Source organism: Mesonia mobilis DSM 19841 (genome assembly GCF_000423405.1).
GTDB classification, from domain to species: Bacteria; Bacteroidota; Bacteroidia; order Flavobacteriales; family Flavobacteriaceae; genus Mesonia; species Mesonia mobilis.
Genome location: NZ_AUHX01000011.1, coordinates 80,699 through 96,373 on the forward strand (window position 1 = coordinate 80,699; position 15,675 = coordinate 96,373).

The 15,675-nt window shown below is 34.4% G+C and carries 18 protein-coding genes; 8 read left to right on the forward strand and 10 right to left on the reverse strand.

What is annotated here, in order from left to right; genetic code table 11:
• Positions 1-27: 27 nt before the first annotated feature.
• The gene (locus tag G551_RS0109515) at positions 28-543 is read right to left on the reverse strand and encodes an RNA polymerase sigma factor (RefSeq protein WP_027885362.1); all 516 of its coding nucleotides are present in this window, start codon (positions 541-543) and stop codon (positions 28-30) included.
• Between the two features lie 224 nt (positions 544-767).
• Here G551_RS0109515 and G551_RS0109520 point away from each other — a divergent pair, with 224 nt between their 5' ends.
• The 4 genes from G551_RS0109520 to G551_RS0109535 all read left to right on the forward strand — a co-directional run bounded on the left by G551_RS0109520 (position 768) and on the right by G551_RS0109535 (position 7,346).
• Positions 768-2,819, forward strand: a complete 2,052-nt coding sequence (locus G551_RS0109520) for a DUF7619 domain-containing protein (RefSeq protein WP_027885363.1) — start codon at positions 768-770, stop codon at positions 2,817-2,819.
• Positions 2,820-2,945: 126 nt separating this feature from the next.
• Positions 2,946-4,934, forward strand: coding sequence for a DUF7619 domain-containing protein (locus tag G551_RS0109525; RefSeq protein ID WP_084626394.1), 1,989 nt, complete (start codon positions 2,946-2,948; stop codon positions 4,932-4,934).
• Positions 4,935-5,040: 106 nt separating this feature from the next.
• A complete protein-coding gene (ffh, locus tag G551_RS0109530; protein WP_027885365.1) occupies positions 5,041-6,369 on the forward strand; it encodes a signal recognition particle protein in 1,329 nt (442 codons plus the stop codon).
• A gap of 86 nt (positions 6,370-6,455) precedes the next feature.
• A complete protein-coding gene (locus G551_RS0109535; RefSeq protein ID WP_027885366.1) occupies positions 6,456-7,346 on the forward strand; it encodes a bifunctional 5,10-methylenetetrahydrofolate dehydrogenase/5,10-methenyltetrahydrofolate cyclohydrolase in 891 nt (296 codons plus the stop codon).
• Between the two features lie 55 nt (positions 7,347-7,401).
• On the opposite strand, the gene G551_RS0109540 is transcribed toward G551_RS0109535, so the two are convergent.
• The 9 genes from G551_RS0109540 to G551_RS0109580 form a co-directional block, all read right to left on the reverse strand.
• Entirely contained in the window at positions 7,402-7,800 is a 399-nt protein-coding gene (locus tag G551_RS0109540) for a YkvA family protein (RefSeq protein ID WP_036243620.1), read from the reverse strand.
• 1 nt (position 7,801) lies between these two features.
• Positions 7,802-8,896, reverse strand: coding sequence for an AI-2E family transporter (locus G551_RS0109545; RefSeq protein ID WP_027885368.1), 1,095 nt, complete (start codon positions 8,894-8,896; stop codon positions 7,802-7,804).
• A 3-nt stretch (positions 8,897-8,899) separates the two neighbouring features.
• Positions 8,900-9,325: a VOC family protein gene (locus G551_RS0109550; RefSeq protein WP_027885369.1), complete on the reverse strand. Its 426-nt coding sequence runs from the start codon at positions 9,323-9,325 to the stop codon at positions 8,900-8,902.
• Positions 9,326-9,327: 2 nt separating this feature from the next.
• Positions 9,328-9,564, reverse strand: a complete 237-nt coding sequence (locus G551_RS0109555) for a DUF7218 family protein (RefSeq protein WP_027885370.1) — start codon at positions 9,562-9,564, stop codon at positions 9,328-9,330.
• Positions 9,565-9,614: 50 nt separating this feature from the next.
• Positions 9,615-10,421: a 23S rRNA pseudouridine(2604) synthase RluF gene (rluF, locus tag G551_RS0109560; RefSeq protein WP_027885371.1), complete on the reverse strand. Its 807-nt coding sequence runs from the start codon at positions 10,419-10,421 to the stop codon at positions 9,615-9,617.
• A gap of 12 nt (positions 10,422-10,433) precedes the next feature.
• Positions 10,434-11,273, reverse strand: coding sequence for an alpha/beta hydrolase (locus G551_RS0109565; protein ID WP_027885372.1), 840 nt, complete (start codon positions 11,271-11,273; stop codon positions 10,434-10,436).
• 24 nt (positions 11,274-11,297) lie between these two features.
• Complete coding sequence (locus tag G551_RS0109570; protein WP_027885373.1) at positions 11,298-11,480, reverse strand: hypothetical protein; 183 nt, start codon at positions 11,478-11,480, stop codon at positions 11,298-11,300.
• A gap of 83 nt (positions 11,481-11,563) precedes the next feature.
• Positions 11,564-12,217 (reverse strand): inorganic diphosphatase, encoded by a 654-nt coding sequence (locus G551_RS0109575; RefSeq protein WP_051191351.1) that lies wholly within the window; start codon positions 12,215-12,217, stop codon positions 11,564-11,566.
• Positions 12,180-12,731: a hypothetical protein gene (locus G551_RS0109580; protein WP_027885375.1), complete on the reverse strand. Its 552-nt coding sequence runs from the start codon at positions 12,729-12,731 to the stop codon at positions 12,180-12,182. The genes G551_RS0109575 and G551_RS0109580 overlap by 38 nt, the downstream gene beginning before the upstream one ends.
• 140 nt (positions 12,732-12,871) lie before the next feature.
• On the opposite strand from G551_RS0109580, the gene G551_RS0109585 reads away from it, so the two are divergent.
• From G551_RS0109585 to arsB, 4 genes are all read left to right on the forward strand, one after another.
• The gene (locus G551_RS0109585; protein ID WP_027885376.1) at positions 12,872-13,504 is read left to right on the forward strand and encodes a 7-carboxy-7-deazaguanine synthase QueE; all 633 of its coding nucleotides are present in this window, start codon (positions 12,872-12,874) and stop codon (positions 13,502-13,504) included.
• A 218-nt stretch (positions 13,505-13,722) separates the two neighbouring features.
• The gene (locus tag G551_RS0109590) at positions 13,723-14,058 is read left to right on the forward strand and encodes an ArsR/SmtB family transcription factor (RefSeq protein WP_027885377.1); all 336 of its coding nucleotides are present in this window, start codon (positions 13,723-13,725) and stop codon (positions 14,056-14,058) included.
• A gap of 43 nt (positions 14,059-14,101) precedes the next feature.
• Positions 14,102-14,623, forward strand: a complete 522-nt coding sequence (locus G551_RS0109595) for a DUF6428 family protein (protein WP_027885378.1) — start codon at positions 14,102-14,104, stop codon at positions 14,621-14,623.
• Between the two features lie 11 nt (positions 14,624-14,634).
• Positions 14,635-15,675: an ACR3 family arsenite efflux transporter gene (gene arsB / locus G551_RS0109600; protein WP_027885379.1), complete on the forward strand. Its 1,041-nt coding sequence runs from the start codon at positions 14,635-14,637 to the stop codon at positions 15,673-15,675.

The window sequence follows — 15,675 nt, forward strand, 5'->3', positions numbered from 1 at the left end:
TAAGGCTAATTTATTCCTACCTTAAAATCAAATTTCTTTTAAATCTTCGCGTAATTTTTTTAACGCGGAATAAATTCTCTTTTCAACTGCCTTTCGTGAGATGCCCAAAATCTCTGCAATTTCTTTGTGTTTCTTACCTTCAGTACGATTCATCATAAAAGCGACGCGCTGCGCTTCGGTAAGTTTTGCCAAAGCATTCTGAAATTTTTCGAGGTATTCTTTTTCTTCAACTAAAAACTGCGGGTCTTGATGATTAACTTTTTTAGTTTGCTTTTGCTGATACTTTAAAACCACTTTTTGATGGTTATACTCATTCAGCATTAAATTATTGGCAACCGTAAATAAAAACGACTTGGCTTTTTTGGGTGGTACGTCTTTGCATTTTTTCCAAAGTTTTACAAAAGCTTCTTGTACTTTGTCTTGTGGTTGTAGTTGATCGCCAAATTTGTAATAAAGAAAATTAAACAGGTGAGTAGCATGCTCGTTGTAGAGCTTACTAAAAAGACGCTCTTCACAAACATTATCTTTTAAAGATTTGGCCATTTTTTAATTTTCCGAGGCGATAAATGTAGAAAATTTTAAATGAAAGTAGGAATTTTTATGAATTGCTTGTTCTAAAATAAAGATTTAATATTCTAAGCGGTTAAAATTTTTAAAATAAACTGCTAGTATTAATTTCTTTGTTGTTTTTGTTTAGGGGGAAGACGGCCGTTGCTTTAACGGCCATTTTCTTTAATTTTCTTTTGTTAAACCAATTCTAATTTATTATGAGATCAATTTTACTTTTTAGTTTATTTTTTTTAAGTTTTTTAGGAGGTATTCAAGCACAGACTTTGAGTTTTCCTGATGCTAACCTCAAAGCCTCACTCTTATATCACCAGCCTCCTATAGATTTAAATGCAGATAATGAGATACAGCTTAGTGAGGCCCAGTCTTTTACGGGAGATTTAATGCTTTCTAGTAAAGAAATTTCAGATATTTCTGGTCTCGAAAATTTTGTTAATGTAACCGTATTAAACTTGAATTTTAATAATATTTCAAATTTTACCTCAATAGCACTCAATAACCTTACCTACTTAAGTTTAAGCTATAATAACTTAACATCGATAGATCTATCGTCGCTTGTAAATTTAGAAGAATTGGTGCTAAATGATAATAACCTTAGTGCTATAGATGTTTCAGAAAATGTTGCGTTAACTTATCTTAATATTAGAGGTAATCCTTTACTTAGCTTAGATGTATCTAACAATCCTGCTTTAACAGAAATTACGTTATTAGAGTTACCTCAATTAACATATTTAAATCTTAAAAATGGGAATAATGAAAATATGTCTTCTGTAGAGCCTTTTTATGATATGGGTAATGTAGAATTTGTTTGTGTAGATAACGTTGATATTTTTTTTGAAAACTTTTATATCCAAGAATGGATGGGCGAGCCTTGGTTTGCTGTAAGCACTCATTGCGATTTTACAGAAAATCAAACAAATTTAATTACAGGTACGGTTAAATATGATGTTGGTGAAGGGTGTAACGATGAGTCTGCGGTAGCAGTCCCTAATACGTTAGTAGTTTCTGAGGTAAATGGTTTTGAATATGGAACCTTAGCAGATGAAGACGGAAATTATATTTTATATACAGGAGAAGGCATAAATACTGTAGGAGTGAATAGCTTTAGTGAAAATTTTGGCTTTACTCCTGCCTCACAAGAAGTAAACTTTACAGGTTATGGTAATCAAGCAACTGTAAACTTTTGTGCACAGACCTTAGTTGAGTATAACGATTTATCTATAGTGATGTTGCCCTTAGGCAGTGCAATACCGGGGTTAAATACTACTTATAAAATATCTTATACCAACCAAGGATCTACTGTGTTAAATGGTAATGTAGTTTTAACCTACGACCATACCTTGCAAAATTTTATAAGCGCTTCTGAAACAGAAATAAATTCGACAGAAAATACATTAAGCTTTGAGGTTTTAAACTTAGCACCTTTTCAAACACAACATATTGAAGTTGAATTTGCAAATGCACAACCCCCAACTTTAAATGCCGGAGATGAATTAAATTTTATTGCTGAAATAATAACTTTTACGTCAGACGATGATGTTACTAATAATAGTTATATTTTAAATTTTAATGTCGTTAACTCTTACGATCCTAACGATAAACGAGTATTAGAAGGCAGTCAAGTTCATATTGATGACGCTGAAAAGTATTTAAATTATATAATACGCTTTCAGAACACAGGAACGGCAAACGCTCAAAAAGTAGCAATACGAGATACCTTAAGTGCAAATTTAGATTGGAGTACTTTAAAAATAATTTCTGCTAGTAATGATTATCATGTAAACATCGTAAATGGTAATGCTATAGAATTTGTTTTTAATAATATAGATTTACCCTACAAAGATGCCGATGAAGAAGGTAGTCAAGGTTATATTGCTTATAAAATAAAGCCAAAATCAGATATTGCTGTTGGAGATGTAGTATCTGGAGATGCAGCAATCTATTTCGATTTTAATGAGCCAATTATTACCAATGAAGTTTCTACAGAATTCATTGAAAACCTATCAGTAGCTTCTCCAGATTTTTTAGCGGAAGTGAATTTATATCCTAACCCGACAAGTGGAGTAGTAAGTATTCAAAATAATTCAGCATTACAAATAGAAAATGTAGAAGTTTATTCCATCACCGGTCAAAAAGTGCTGACTTCAACTTCCGTGAAAATCGATCTATCAGCCTTGAGTAGTGGCATTTATTTTGTGAAGTTAATTGCAGCAGAAGGAACTTCGATCACTAAAAAAGTGGTGAAAGAATAAAAATTTCAACACTATAAAAAAAGCAAGCTTATTTTTAGGCTTGCTTTTTTTATTTGGTTATTTAATAAGTTTCAGGGGGATTTTTTTATGTGAAACTGTTATATTTATGAAACTAACATTATTCTTATGAAAAAAATTACTCTCTTTTTGTTTTGTATAATTTGTTTGCAAAACCTGTATTCTCAAAACATCGACTTTCCTGATGAAAATTTAAAAAATGCTTTATTAGAATATGAACCTATTATCGATACAAACGATGATGGAGAAATACAGATTTCTGAAGCCTTAGCCGTAACAGAATTACAATTAAATTTTTATTACACCAATTATAATATAACCGATCCAACAGGTTTAGAGAATTTTGAAAACTTAACTGATTTAGATTTGTATGGTAATTCTATTACTAGTATTGAGGTAAGCTCATTAATAAACTTAGAATATCTATACCTTGGAAACAATTCTATAACCGGTATAGATGTAAGTAATAATGTTGCCTTGCTATATTTTGATATTTATGATAACTTAATAACAGAGTTAGATGTTTCCCAAAACCCTAACATAATAGGGCTTAGTTTTTTTGATAATACAGAATTAACTTATTTAAATTTGAAAAATGGTAATTCGTCTAATATTAGTCTTGGTGAAGGGTTTTATGAAACTCCTAACTTAGAACTAGTATGCGTAGATGAGATTGATATATTTAATCCTTGGGAATATCAACAATTACAGGAAATTAATGCTTCAATAACAACAAATTGTAATTTTGGTGATGATGAACTTAATTTGGTTAGTGGCTTTGTGAAGTACGATATTGGCTTAGGCTGCGATGATGTTTCTGCTGCAACGGTTGCAAATACTTTCGTTTTTGCAAATGTAGGTGGATATGATTATGCAACACTAACCCAAGCAAATGGATATTACGCATTATATACTACTGAAGGAAATAATACACTAACGGCTTTTTCTGCTAACTCGAATTTTACATTCACACCTGCTTCAGAGCAAGTAGATTTTACAGGTTATGGTAATCAAGCTACCGTAAATTTTTGTGCGGAAGCGAATGCAGAAGTTAATGATGCTTCAATTGTATTATTACCAATTGGTGGTGCGGTTCCGGGTTTTTCAAGCAATTATCAAATCGTTATCACTAACCAAGGAACAACAGATTTAGATGGAGAGATCCTACTTACCTATAATGAGAATTTACAAACTTTTATTGAGGCTTCACCTTCAGAAAGCACCGCCACAAACAATACCTTAAGTTTTAGTTTTACAGATATAGCTCCTTTTCAAAGTGATTATATAAACGTTGAATTTTTAAACGCGCAACCTCCAACTCTAACTAGTGGTGATATATTAGATTTTAATGTTGAAGTAATACCTTCTGTTACAGATGATAATTTAGAAAATAATGAATTTATTCTAAATCAAGAAGTGGTTAACTCTTACGACCCTAACGATAAACGAGTGTTAGAAGGCAGTCAAGTGCATATTGATGACGCTGGAAAGTATTTGAATTATATTATTCGTTTTCAGAATACGGGAACAGCAAATGCTCAAAGAGTAGCAATTCGAGATACATTAAGCGCAAATTTAGATTGGAATTCCCTTCAAATGATATCTTCTAGTGATAGTTATCAAGTAAATATAAAAAATGGTAATGCCGTAGAATTTGTTTTTGATGGTATAAATTTACCTTACGAAGATGCCGATGTAGAGGGAAGTCAAGGTTATATCGCTTATAAGATAAAGCCGAAGTCAGGTATTGCTGTAGGAGATATAATTGCCGGAGATGCAGCGATCTATTTCGATTTTAATGAGCCAATTATTACGAATGAAGTTTCTACAGAATTTGTAGAAGAGTTATCAGTAGCTTCTTCAGATTTTTCAGCGGAAGTAAACTTATATCCTAACCCGACAAGTGGGGTGGTAAGTATTCAGAATAATTCAGCATTGCCAATAGAAAATGTAGAATTTTATTCCATCACCGGTCAAAAAGTGTTGACTTCAACTTCCACACAAATCGATCTTTCAGCCTTGAATAGTGGCGTTTATTTTGTGAAACTAATTGCTGCAGAAGGAACTGCGATCACTAAAAAAGTGGTCAAACAATAAAAATTTCAACATCTATAAAAAAGCAAGCTTATTTTTAGGCTTGCTTTTTTTATTGTTATGCATCAAATCGTTAACTTTGCAAATCTCAAAAATTGACTGAAAGATTATGTTTGATAATTTAAGTGATAAGTTAGATAAGGCATTACACGTATTAAAAGGGCACGGCCAAATTACCGAAGTTAATGTTGCAGAAACCTTAAAAGAGGTAAGAAGAGCATTGGTAGATGCCGATGTAAATTTTAAAACGGCTAAAAACTTTACCAATGAGGTAAAAGAAAAAGCATTAGGGCAAAATGTACTTACGGCCTTAAAGCCGGGAGAACTTATGGTGAAGCTTGTAAAAGACGAGCTTACCGAACTTATGGGAGGCGATGCAGAAGGAATTAACCTTTCAGGCAATCCTAGCGTAATTTTAATGTCTGGTTTACAGGGTAGTGGTAAAACAACTTTCTCTGGTAAACTTGCCAATTACCTTAAAACTAAAAAAACAAAGAATCCTTTACTGGTAGCTTGTGATGTTTACCGTCCGGCGGCGATCGATCAGTTACACGTAGTAGGAGATCAAATTGGGGTTGAAGTATTTTCAGATCGAGAAGAAAAAAATCCGGTAGCTATTTCTCAAAAAGCGATCGCTTACGCTAAAGAAAACGGTCATAATGTGGTAATTATCGATACCGCAGGTCGTTTAGCTGTAGATGAAGCGATGATGAATGAAATTTCAGATATTCATAAAGCGATCGAGCCACAAGAAACCTTATTTGTTGTCGATTCGATGACAGGGCAAGATGCGGTAAATACAGCAAAAGCCTTTAACGATACGCTAAACTTTGACGGTGTTATTCTTACCAAATTAGATGGTGATACTCGTGGTGGTGCGGCCATCTCTATTAAATCTGTGGTTAATAAACCTATCAAGTTTATTGGTACCGGTGAGAAGATGGAAGCGATCGATGTCTTCTATCCTTCACGTATGGCAGATCGTATCTTGGGAATGGGAGATGTGGTTTCTTTAGTAGAAAGAGCTCAAGAACAATACGACGAAGAAGAAGCGAGAAAACTTCAGAAGAAAATTGCTAAAAACCAGTTTGGGTTTGACGATTTCTTAAATCAAATTCAGCAGGTGAAGAAAATGGGTAACATGAAAGACCTTATTGGTATGATACCCGGAGCAGGAAAAGCAATGAAAGATATCGATATTGATGATGATGCTTTTAAACATATTGAAGCGATCATTCATTCAATGACACCTGAAGAGCGTTCTACACCATCATTGATCAATGCGAGTAGAAAACGCAGAATCGGCAAAGGTTCCGGTACATCGGTAACGCAAGTAAATCAATTATTGAAGCAGTTTGACCAAATGAGTAAAATGATGAAGATGATGCAAGGCGGCGGCGGAAAGAAAATGATGCAAATGATGCGCGGAATGAAATAAAACATCAAGGCTGGGAGCAAAATACCCGGCCTTTTTTTATAATAAGAATTTAGAACTTAGTATTACCCAGATTCAAATTAAATAAAATGATCCTTTTAAACGGTAAGAAAATTAGTAACGACATTAAAAATGAAATCACGGCAGAGGTTGAAAAAATGAAAAGCCGTGAAGAAAAAGTGCCGCATTTAGCTGCAATTATTGTAGGGAACGATGGTGCGAGTATGACCTATGTAAACAGTAAGGTAAAAGCTTGTGAGCGCGTTGGTTTTGAATCTACTTTAGTAAGAATGTCTGGGACAACCAGTGAGATGGAATTGCTTGATAAAATTGAAGAATTAAACCAAGATGATGATATCGATGGGTTTATTGTTCAGTTGCCGTTACCACCGCAAATCGATACGCAAAAAGTATTAATGGCAGTAGATCCAGATAAAGATGTAGATGGTTTTCACCCTACCAATTTTGGGAAAATGTCGTTAGATATGACCTCTTTTATTCCGGCAACTCCGTTTGGGATCTTAGAATTATTAGAGCGTTACGATATTCCTACCAAAGGAAAGCACACCGTAGTAATTGGTCGTAGTCATATTGTAGGAAGGCCGATGAGTATTTTAATGGGAAGAAGCGGTTTCCCGGGGAATTCAACAGTTACGTTAACACATAAATACACAAAAAATATTACCCAGATCACTTCGCAAGCAGATATTATTATCATTGCGGTGGGAATACCTCATTTCTTAAAAGCTGAAATGATTAAAGACGACGCTGTAGTGATCGATGTGGGGATTACTAGAGTTTCAGATGAATCTACGCAGAAAGGTTATAAGATTGTAGGTGATGTAGATTTTGATAATGTGAAGAAAAAAGCCTCTTACTTAACTCCGGTTCCCGGTGGAGTAGGACCAATGACGATCGCGATGTTGCTGAAGAATACTTTACTTGCAAGAGAACGTCACAGAAAAAGAGAAAAATTATAGTCGATAAAATTCTATTGAATAAAAAAGGAAACCGATTTGGTTTCCTTTTTTTGTTTTAATCTTGTTCGAGTTTCCAGTCTAAGTATTTGTGTAGATCACTTTCAATAAAGCGTAACGCAAGTGCCAAAACACTAGCATCATCAACATAACCAAACCCGGGAATAAAATCTGGGATAATATCTAACGGATTCAAAACATATAACAGCGCAAATACGATAGAAGCAATAGTAAACCAAGGGATATCTCTATAAACTCCCAGTTTATAATCTTTCAGCATATTCACCATTAGTTTGCCTAGTTCTGTGTATTTTTTTAAAACACCTGCGGTAGACATTTTTCTATCAATTTCTTCTTGATTATCTAAGGTTTCTGTGATATCTTCAGGTCTAGATTTGTTAGCCTCTTTTCTAACGTAATCTTCATTAATTTTATCTTTTATCTTATCGAATATCATATTATAATTTTTTAGCGTTACTTTCTTCTTTCAATTCTTTATTATTTACTTCTTCCGTAATATTCTCTTCGGAAGATTTAATTTTAGACTTTTCTTTTCCGTATTCTTTTTTGTAGATCATTACGATCAATAAAAATAAAGATACTAAAAGCGGACCAAAAATTAAGCCTATAAAACCGAATAACGGCACTCCAACGACTACTCCAATTAAAGTAATTAGTGGATGAACATCAGACAAACGTTTTAACACGTATAAGCGAATAATATTATCTGAAGAACCGACCACAACAATACCATAAATTAATACCGCAATTGCCTGCCAGTTTTCTCCTTGGGTAAACATTAAAATGGTTACTGGTACAATACCAATAGCTGTACCTACAAACGGAATTATCGAGCCAATCGTTGTAATTACAAACCAAAAAAACGGGTTAGGGACACCAAAAATTAAAAAACCGATTAAGGCAACAATTCCTTGAACGATCGCAACCAAAGGAATACCAATTGCGTTTGCTTTTACCATATTACTACTTTCTTTACCTATGAGTAGCAAATTCTCGTGATTGATAGGTAAATATTCATCTAAAGAAGCTCTAATTTTATCTTGAAAGGTGAGCATATAGTAGAGAATAAAATACATAATACCAATGGCGATAAAAGCATTAAATGTACCGCCGGCAAGACTTTGTAAATTGGTAGAAACCCAACTGGTAATTTCTGAAGTATTTATTTGATCACTAATATTATAGTTTAATGAATGTTCCCAAGTATCAACCTGGTTTTTTATAGCAGTGACCACACGTTCAGAATTATTAACTGCTTTTCCTATTTTAGAAGTCAGCATTAAGATGATTCCGGTAATAGGTACTAAAATTCCTATAAAAGAACCCACCATTAATAAGGCGGCAGCTAAATCTTTATGCCAACCTTTATTCACAAGCTTTTGCATCCAGCCTTTCAACAAAAAATATAAAGTGATTGCTCCTAAAATACCGGAGAGGTAAGGCGTTAACTCCTTAAAAATTAAAAAACCTAAAAATAAAATGAGCAACAAGATAAAAAGTTGTCTCACTAAGGCGGGTTGTAGTTGTTTCATAAATTATTTTGCAAATAACTGTTGTTGATCTTTAAAAGCTTTAAATTCTAAAGCATTTCCGCAGGGATCATAAAAAAACATTGTGGCTTGTTCACCGGGTTTGTCTTTAAATCGAATGTAAGGTTCGATTTCAAAAGTGATATTTTTCTGCTGAAGTTTTTCTGAAAAACTATGAAAATCTTCCCATGTTAGCACAACTCCAAAATGCGGAATAGGCACCGCTTTTCCATCAACAGGATTGGTAGCTTTTTTAGAAATAGCTTCTTTCTCTTTGTAATGAATCACTAACTGATGTCCAAAAAAATCGAAATCTACCCAATGCTCATCGCTTCTACCTTCTTGAAGTTCTAAGGTGTCACGATAAAAAGTTCTTGCAGCTTCGAGATCATCAACAGGAATAGCTAAATGAAAAGGTTGAATTTTACTCATGATTAATTATTTCTAAGTGCGTGAATTAATTCATCTTTAGACATCGTAGAGCGTCCTTCAATCCCTACGTTTTTTGCCTGCTCGTATAATTCTTCTTTGGTGCGATTTTCATATTTTTCTGCTTTTCCGCCTTTCTTACCAGAATTTGGGGAGTTCGCAATGCGTGCAGATTTCTCTTTGCTGTAACCTTGATCGCGTAAAGCCTCGTATTGGTCTTCGTTCTTAATTTGTTTAGCCATTTTTGTTTTAAAAATAGCAAGAATTAAAAAGCTTTACCCTTAAAAATATGTTACTTTTTACGCTTAACTCGTGGGCGCTTCGTATTTTGGTTTTCTTTTTTACTTTCTGTAGAAAGTTGAGAAGCTTCTTCGGTTTTGCTAGAATTACCAATAAGCTCGTTGAGGTTTTTAAATTCTTCAGCAGTAAGTTCACGGTATTTACCAACCGGTAAATCTAATTCGATATTCATAATACGAATGCGTTTAAGCTTCGTAACCTCATAGCCTAAATATTCACACATTCTTCTAATCTGTCGGTTTAAACCTTGGGTAAGAATAATTCTAAATTCGTGACTGCCAACTTTAGAAACCTTACATTTTCGGGTAACAGTATCTAAAATAGGAACGCCATTACTCATTTTATTTAAAAAGTCGTTGTTAATAGGCTTGTCAACCGTTACCAAATATTCTTTTTCGTGATTGTTTCTGGCGCGTAAAATTTTATTGACGATATCACCATCATCGGTTAATAAAATTAAACCTTCACTGGGTTTATCTAATCGACCGATCGGGAAAATTCGTTTTGAGTAATTTATATAATCAATGATATTGTCTTTCTCTACACGCGTGTCGGTGGTGCAAACAATACCAATGGGTTTATTAAAAGCGAGGTAAACATTTTTTTCTTTTTTAGCTGAAATTAATTCGCCATTTACGCGAACTTCATCATCTTCAGAAATTTTTGTTCCCATTTCAGGAACTGCGCCATTTATCGTAACGCGACCTTGATCGATAAGTTGATCGGCTTTACGACGTGAACAATAACCTACTTCACTTAAAAACTTATTAATTCGTTTTAATTTCTTCTCTTCTGCCACAACTAGGTGTTTTTATTGTTCTAGAAACTTAATAATTGCTGAATAAATATCTTCATTGTTTAAAGAATGGCCGGCACCTTCAGTTTCAATAAATTCTGAATGTTGAAGGTTCTGATGAATGCTTTTTGAAGCTTCAACCGGAGCAATTTTATCATATTTATCGTGAATAACCAGCGTAGGTTGTTGCACTTCTTTTGCAAATTTAGCGATCGAAAATTCTGCAAATCTATAGCCCAACTTGGTTTGGAAGCGTTTTTCTAAACCTTTCATTACCCGAGGTTTTAAATTTAGAATTTCTTGATAATTGCTCATAATTGCAGAAAGCTCTGATGGCGGACCTAAAAGCACCAATTTCTGAATAGCTTTATTCGGGAATTCGTGCTGATGAAATACCGTTGTCATTCCGCCGATGCTATGCCCGATGATAACTTCAGGAGAAAATTCTTGTACCATTTTTTCAACACATTTTGTGTAAAGAGGTACGTGAATGTAATTTCCTGAAGAAAACCCGTGAGCCGGAGCATCGAAGGCATAAATATTATAATTTTTAGCTTGTAGCTTTTCAATTAGCGCTTTCCATCGATGTGTGTTACTTTCCCAACCGTGAACTAATAAAATGTTCTTACCTGAACCCTTCCAATGATAGGTTTGTAGTTGAATCTCTTCAGCAATAACAGTTTTAGCTTTTGCCTGCGCAAGAAACTCTTCTTGTTCTGGTTTAACTCGACCACGACGAGGAGTGCAAAATAAGTAGAAGGCTTTTTTTACCGCTTTTTGGGGTTTAACTAGATGCAAGGTATTTAACCTTACGCCGATAATTTTTGGTAAATATTTATTAATCGTTTTTTTCATATTTAATTAAACCCGATGTTGAGGTTAAACTTCGTCGGTATCTTTTTTTCGCTTTACAATTCCGATGCCCGATAGAAAGAAAATAAGTCCTACAATGGCAAATGCCCAAGGGCTAACTACATTTAAGCTTCCAAAAATACCGAAAACTCCTAAAACTAAACTTATCATTCCGCCAACAACTAATACAATACCTAAAATCTTTATCATTTCTATTTTTTTTGGTTAGAAAATTAAAGATACTAGGTTGTTGTTTGCTTGTGTTAACGATTAACATTTTGTAAACAAAAGGCTTATGGTAAGCTTTGCCATTTGGATATTTCTTTTTTTGCAGCTTCTTCTCCCGTCCACCTTAAAATTTGAACTTCGTCGTTAAGGTCATAGTTTTCAAACCAAGTCCCGATCATTTTTCTAATTTCAGGATATTTAGTTGAAAAGTCGTCAAAATTGGCAGCTTTAATGATTCGGTTTTTCTCTTCCGCCGGAATCGCTATAATTTTATTGTCAGATTCTTCATCGTCACTTAATTCTAAAAGAGCGATCGGTATAATTTCAACAACGCTTCCTGTCGCTAAGTTTTCTCCTAAAATAAGCACATCAAGCGCATCGCCGTCACCACCTTTTTCAGGATCAGAATAGGTTGAAGGAATAAAACCGTAATTACCTAAATACGGTAAAAAATCGATTATTCTGGCTTTTCCTTCCGTAGAATCGATCACAAACTTCCTCGAAATTTTGTCGTATTCAATTTTATGATTTGTACCTGCAGGTATTTCAACAACCGCCTGAACATTTTTAGATTTACTATAAGTAGGTAAATGATAGTAATCTTTGTCCGCTTCATTTTCTTTACAAGAAAAAAGTAGCAGAAAACTCAGAAAAAAAATAATAAATGGGGTAGTTTTCATCTTATTCCCAACCAATCCAAAAACGTTTAATTTCAGCATCATCAGGAATTTGATTTGGCTCTACAGGAATATCGGTGTTGTATTTAGCATCACCAGAAATATGCTTTTTATCGATAGCGATGTACGCATTAATTTCATCTAAGAAAATAATCACATTACTTAAAGTATTCTCTATACGAGAAATTTTATAATTGGTAGTGATGTCTTTAAAGGTGCTTTTTGCAGTCAAACCTTTTTCGGTTTTAAAACGCGCATCTTTCACCTGAATTGTAGCTACCGTACTAGTGCTGTCAAATTTTTGAACCGGAGTAAGTAACAAAAGTTCATTACCTTTCTTATCGAAAACCGAAATTTGATGACCACTTCTAAACTGATTTTTTCCCTGCTTTACAATAGAATCTTGTGCGTATAATGAGTCTAGATCTTTAATCTGTACGTCTTGCGTAAGTAATCCAACTTGGTTTTTAGCAATTAAAAACGGATCTTTTTTTTCTTCTTGTTCGCAAGAAATTAGAGCGATGGCTAATATAAAAAGCGTAAAAATTTTTTTCATAACAGGTATCATTTTGAAGCCGTAAAAATAGGAATACTTATTTGCTCTTAGAAATATTTTCAGATGAATTCTATGAACAATTTAAGATAACCTAGAGAAATAAGAATAGTTCAGTTCGTATTGATTATCTTTGCGCCGCAATGAAAAAAGAACAGATAGAGCAGTTGGTGAATGAAGGAAAAATGCTTCCGCTTATGGAAGAATTTTATACCATTCAAGGCGAAGGTTACCACAAAGGTACGGCGGCATATTTTATAAGAATAGGCGGTTGCGATGTTGGTTGCCATTGGTGTGATGTAAAAGAGAGTTGGGATGCAGAAAAGCATCCGCCAACCGTGACCGAAAAGATCGTAGATAATGCTACTAAATATAGCGATACGGTTGTAATTACAGGTGGCGAACCGCTAACTTGGGATATGACCGAGCTTACCACGCAACTTAAAGCCAAGGGAGCTAAACTGCATATTGAAACTTCAGGAGCTTATCAGTTAAGCGGAGTTTGGGACTGGATTTGCCTATCTCCAAAAAAGCTAAAATTGCCTACGCAAGAAGTTTACGATAAAGCCAACGAATTAAAAGTGATCGTTTTTAATAAACACGATTTAAAGTTTGCCGAAGAGCAAGCCGCAAAAGTTAACAAAGATTGTATTTTGTATTTACAACCGGAGTGGAGCGTTCGAAATAAGATCATTCCATTAATTGTCGATTATGTAATGCAAAACCCAAAGTGGAAAGTTTCCTTGCAGACTCATAAATACCTAAATATCCCTTAGTAGAAATATTCTGGGCGCAACCCTAGCGGGTCGGGCTGTACGTTATATCTTTTTTGCTTGTCACTTCGAGCGGAGTCGAGAAGTCGTTTATAAAGCAAAAAAGGATGCCACTTCCATCCCTTGCGCAAAAAATAGCAAAAGCCTTACTTCATTTAAATGAGGCTTTTTTTTGGTAGAAAATTTTATTCATCGTAATATTGCAATATATAATTAAAGCAATGGGATTAACAAAATCAGACATTTTTACAGAAGAACAAAACCACTTGGCACAAATGGCTAAAGTATTAGCGCATCCCGCACGTGTAGCGATTCTTCAATATCTTATAAAAGTTAATCAATGCATTTGTGGCGATTTGGTAAATGAGATTGGTTTGGCGCAAGCAACGATAAGTCAGCATTTACGAGAATTAAAATCGGCCGGAATCATTAAAGGGAATATCGAAGGAACCAGCGTTTGCTATTGTATAGATCCTAAAGTCTGGAAAGATATTCAGCAACTGTTTGATGGTTTTTTCAATGCGAATCCACAATGTCAAAGCGACGATTGTTGTTAAAAAAATTTTATCTTATTCATCGTAATATTGCAATAAAACAATTATGAAAACAAAAGAATTTTTAGAAGTACTAAAAGCGTATAAAGATTTACCGGTATATTTTGAATATCAACCCGGAAGCTTTGTAAGAACAGATTATCATCTTACCGAGATCAAGAATGTAGATTTTGATACAATAGATTGTGGTGGTGTACAAAATAAATGGCAAGAGGTTCACGTGCAGTTATGGGAAAATGAAGTGCCGGAACCTAATCATCAACTAACGGCATCGAAGATCTTATCGATTTTTGAAGTAGTAAATAAAGTAAGAACTACACTGGAAGATGTTGAGGTTTTCTTCGAATATCAAAACCACAACTTCCATAAAGCTACACTTCCTGTGGCTGCTTACGAAGTGAAGAACGATTTATTAATCGTTCGTTTAGGTGAAGGTTTCACTACTTGTAAAGCAAAAGACCGTGCAACTACAGAAGAAGAGAAAGCACAAGCTTGTTGTGGTTCTCCAATAGAGGTTGAGGTGAAAGTAGAAGCTAATCAATGCGCGCCGGGGAGCGGTTGTTGCTAAATTAAAATAAGATGAAAAAATTAGGTTTTTTAGATCGTTTTCTTACGCTTTGGATTTTTTTAGCGATGTTAATAGGCGTAGCGATTGGTTATTTTTACCCAAGTAGTTCAGAAGTGATCAATAGTTTTCAAATCGGTTCGACTAATATTCTTATTGCGATCGGATTAATTTTAATGATGTTCCCGCCTTTAGCAAAAGTGAATTACGCCCTTTTGCCTAAAGTTTTTAAAAACACGAAAGTACTTACGCTTTCGCTAGTGCTTAACTGGATTATTGGGCCTTTGTTAATGTTTTTCTTAGCGATCACCTTTCTGCGTGATTATCCTGAATATATGATTGGACTAATTTTAATTGGTCTCGCGCGTTGTATTGCGATGGTTCTTGTTTGGAACGACCTTGCAGAAGGTAGTCCGGAATACGGAGCAGGTCTCGTCGCGCTGAACAGCATTTTTCAGGTATTTGCTTACAGTTTTTATGCGTGGTTGTTTATCACTAAGCTTCCGCCATTATTTGGTTTTGAAGGAGCTTTGGTCGATATTTCTATCACTACGATCGCAGAAAGTGTAGCGATTTATTTAGGAATTCCGTTTTTGTTAGGAATTGTAACTCGATATATCGGAGTGAAAGCGAAAGGAGAAAAATGGTATAATGAAAAATTTATTCCGAAGATCTCTCCGCTAACCTTAATCTCATTGTTATTTACGATTGTTTTAATGTTCAGTTTAAAAGGAGAATTGATTGTTGAAATTCCGCAAGACGTTTTAATTATTGCGGTTCCATTACTTATTTATTTTGTAGCGATGTTTTTAGTCGCTTTTTTTACCGGTAAAGGTTTAGGCGCGTCTTATAAAGTAAATACTTCGGTAGCGTTTACTGCGAGCGGAAATAATTTTGAACTAGCGATCGCTGTGGCGATTGCAGTTTTCGGATTGAATAGCGGACAAGCATTTGCAGGAGTTATTGGTCCGTTAGTAGAAGTTCCTGCGCTTATTTTATTAGTAAAAGTAGCATTTTGGTTACGAAAGAAATATTATAAAACTCAACCGGCTTAA

Excerpts from the sequence above, each read along its gene's own strand:
- G551_RS0109555 (WP_027885370.1), bottom strand. The coding sequence starts at position 9,564 with ATGGCTAAACAAATTAAGAACGAAGACCAATACGAGGCTTTACGCGAT.
- arsB (WP_027885379.1), top strand. The coding sequence starts at position 14,635 with ATGAAAAAATTAGGTTTTTTAGATCGTTTTCTTACGCTTTGGATTTTT.
- G551_RS0109595 (WP_027885378.1), top strand. The coding sequence starts at position 14,102 with ATGAAAACAAAAGAATTTTTAGAAGTACTAAAAGCGTATAAAGATTTA.
- G551_RS0109515 (WP_027885362.1), bottom strand. The coding sequence starts at position 543 with ATGGCCAAATCTTTAAAAGATAATGTTTGTGAAGAGCGTCTTTTTAGT.
- G551_RS0109580 (WP_027885375.1), bottom strand. The coding sequence starts at position 12,731 with ATGAAAAAAATTTTTACGCTTTTTATATTAGCCATCGCTCTAATTTCT.
- G551_RS0109525 (WP_084626394.1), top strand. The coding sequence starts at position 2,946 with ATGAAAAAAATTACTCTCTTTTTGTTTTGTATAATTTGTTTGCAAAAC.
- G551_RS0109540 (WP_036243620.1), bottom strand. The coding sequence starts at position 7,800 with ATGATATTCGATAAGATAAAAGATAAAATTAATGAAGATTACGTTAGA.
- G551_RS0109565 (WP_027885372.1), bottom strand. The coding sequence starts at position 11,273 with ATGAAAAAAACGATTAATAAATATTTACCAAAAATTATCGGCGTAAGG.
- G551_RS0109550 (WP_027885369.1), bottom strand. The coding sequence starts at position 9,325 with ATGAGTAAAATTCAACCTTTTCATTTAGCTATTCCTGTTGATGATCTC.
- G551_RS0109570 (WP_027885373.1), bottom strand. The coding sequence starts at position 11,480 with ATGATAAAGATTTTAGGTATTGTATTAGTTGTTGGCGGAATGATAAGT.
- G551_RS0109535 (WP_027885366.1), top strand. The coding sequence starts at position 6,456 with ATGATCCTTTTAAACGGTAAGAAAATTAGTAACGACATTAAAAATGAA.
- G551_RS0109590 (WP_027885377.1), top strand. The coding sequence starts at position 13,723 with ATGGGATTAACAAAATCAGACATTTTTACAGAAGAACAAAACCACTTG.
- G551_RS0109520 (WP_027885363.1), top strand. The coding sequence starts at position 768 with ATGAGATCAATTTTACTTTTTAGTTTATTTTTTTTAAGTTTTTTAGGA.
- ffh (WP_027885365.1), top strand. The coding sequence starts at position 5,041 with ATGTTTGATAATTTAAGTGATAAGTTAGATAAGGCATTACACGTATTA.
- G551_RS0109575 (WP_051191351.1), bottom strand. The coding sequence starts at position 12,217 with ATGCTGAAATTAAACGTTTTTGGATTGGTTGGGAATAAGATGAAAACT.
- G551_RS0109585 (WP_027885376.1), top strand. The coding sequence starts at position 12,872 with ATGAAAAAAGAACAGATAGAGCAGTTGGTGAATGAAGGAAAAATGCTT.
- G551_RS0109545 (WP_027885368.1), bottom strand. The coding sequence starts at position 8,896 with ATGAAACAACTACAACCCGCCTTAGTGAGACAACTTTTTATCTTGTTG.